Origin of the sequence: Hoeflea sp. BAL378 (assembly GCF_000759435.1) — a bacterium.
Taxonomy (GTDB): Bacteria; Pseudomonadota; Alphaproteobacteria; order Rhizobiales; family Rhizobiaceae; genus Hoeflea.
Genome location: NZ_JRJG01000214.1, coordinates 1 through 1,819, shown reverse-complemented (window position 1 = coordinate 1,819; position 1,819 = coordinate 1). Strand labels below are relative to the sequence as shown.

Annotated in this window: 1 protein-coding gene; it reads right to left on the bottom strand. The window is 68.3% G+C overall.

Features of this window, described 5'->3' with window-relative positions; genetic code table 11:
- Positions 1-48: 48 nt before the first annotated feature.
- Positions 49-1,668, bottom strand: coding sequence for an AMP-binding protein (locus LL06_RS25295; protein WP_035533626.1), 1,620 nt, complete (start codon positions 1,666-1,668; stop codon positions 49-51).
- Positions 1,669-1,819 lie beyond the last annotated feature (151 nt).

Genomic DNA, 1,819 nt, shown 5'->3' with positions numbered 1-1,819 from the left:
GGGCGGCGCATCAGGCGGAAGACGCGGCGTTCGGTCGGGTCGGTCATCTCAGGTGGCCAGCCTTTCGCGCTTGACCACGATCCCGGCCTTCTCACGGTCCCAGGTGTCGGCGGTCACGCCCTCCTTGCGCAGGAGGTGCTTCTGCACCCGCTGGGTCGGGGTGCGCGGGAAGTCCTCGACCACGCGGATGAAGCGCGGCAGCATGTAGTGGGCCATGCGCGGCTGCAGGAAGGCGAACAAAGCCGCGGGATCGACGCTCCTGCCCTCGGCGGCGCGCACGACCACCATCACCTCGTCCTCGGCGAATTCGCTCGTCACGGCGATCGCGGCGGTTTCCTTGACGTCGGGGTGGCCGTTGACCTCGAACTCGACCTCGGCGGAGGAGATGTTCTCGCCGCGGCGGCGGATGGAGTCTTTGATCCGGTCGACGAAGTAGAAATTGCCCGCGGCGTCGCGGCGGAAGGCGTCGCCGGTGTGGAACCAGCCGTTCCTCCAGGCTTCGGCCGTGGCCTCGGGGTTGCGGTGGTAGCCGGCGTTCATCGTCCAGGGCGTGTCGCTGCGGATGATCAGTTCACCGATCGCGCCGCCCGCGACCTCGCAGTCGTGCTCGTCGACGATCCGGCATTCGATCCCGTTGCGCGGCACGCCGCACAGATTGGTCTCCACCGGATCGAGCGGCGTGGCCAGCGGCGTCGACGTCTCCGTCATGTTGAAGACGCCGTAGGGATGGAAGCCGACGCGCTTGGCCAGCAGCTTCGCCTCCTCCGTGAGCGGGTTCATGATGGCGTAGCGCAGCGGCGTCTTCTCCTCGTCCTCGGTGCGGTCCGCCTTGAGCAGGAAGGTCGTCGGCGCCCCCATGATGATGGCGAAGGTGCCGCCGGTCCTGCGCACGTCGCGCCAGAAGGTGCCGGTGACGAACTGGTCGAAGAGGGCGAGCGAGCCGCCCCTGAGCAGCGCCCAGGCGACGAAGGAGAAGCCGCCGATGTGGAACAGCGGCATGTAGATGACGCCGCGGTCCTCCTCGGTCTGGAACGGATAGGTGTTGGCCCCGGTGGCGGCGACCTGGGCATAGGGGCACATCACCGCCTTTGACGCGCCGGTGGTGCCGGAGGTGTAGAGGATGCACTGGATGTCCCAGGGCTCGATCAGCCGATCGAGCGGCGGCGAGACGAGATTGCCGCTGCGCAGCACGCTTTCAGGATGGAGCTCGAGCCTGCCCACCGGCGCCGGCAGTTCCTCGCCCGCCACCACGATGCGCCGCAGCCGGGCGGTGCCGATGTCGGCCAGCAGCGGCACAAGCTGCGCATGCGCCACCATCACCTCCGCGTCGGACAGATCGATGGCGTGTTCGAGCAGCCGCCCCTTGTAGGCGACGTTGAGCGGCACGAAGGTGGCGCCGAGATAGTTGACCGCCAGAAGCGTCTGCAGGATCAGCTCCCCGTTCGGCAGCCAGACGACGACATGGTCGCCCTGCTTGACCCCGAGCGCGGCCAGCCCGTTCGCCGTCTCGACGACGCGGTCCCGGAGGTTCCTGTAGGTCCAGTCGGCGCGCCCGTCGTTGAAGGTCACGAAGACGCGGTCGCCATGCGCCTCGGCGCGGCGGTCGAGCAGGTTGCGCACCACGCACTCGTCCGCCTTCGGCACTCTTGGGTCGCTGTGTCCCGCCATGATGTCCTCCTGCTCCCTCTCTGGTTTCCTGGCGTCAGTCGATCGTCAGCACGCACTTGCCGACGATCTCGCGGTTGGCGAGTGCTGACAGCGCGTCGGCGGCCCTCTCGAGCGGATAGGTGCGCCCGACATGGGGCTTGATGTGGCCGGC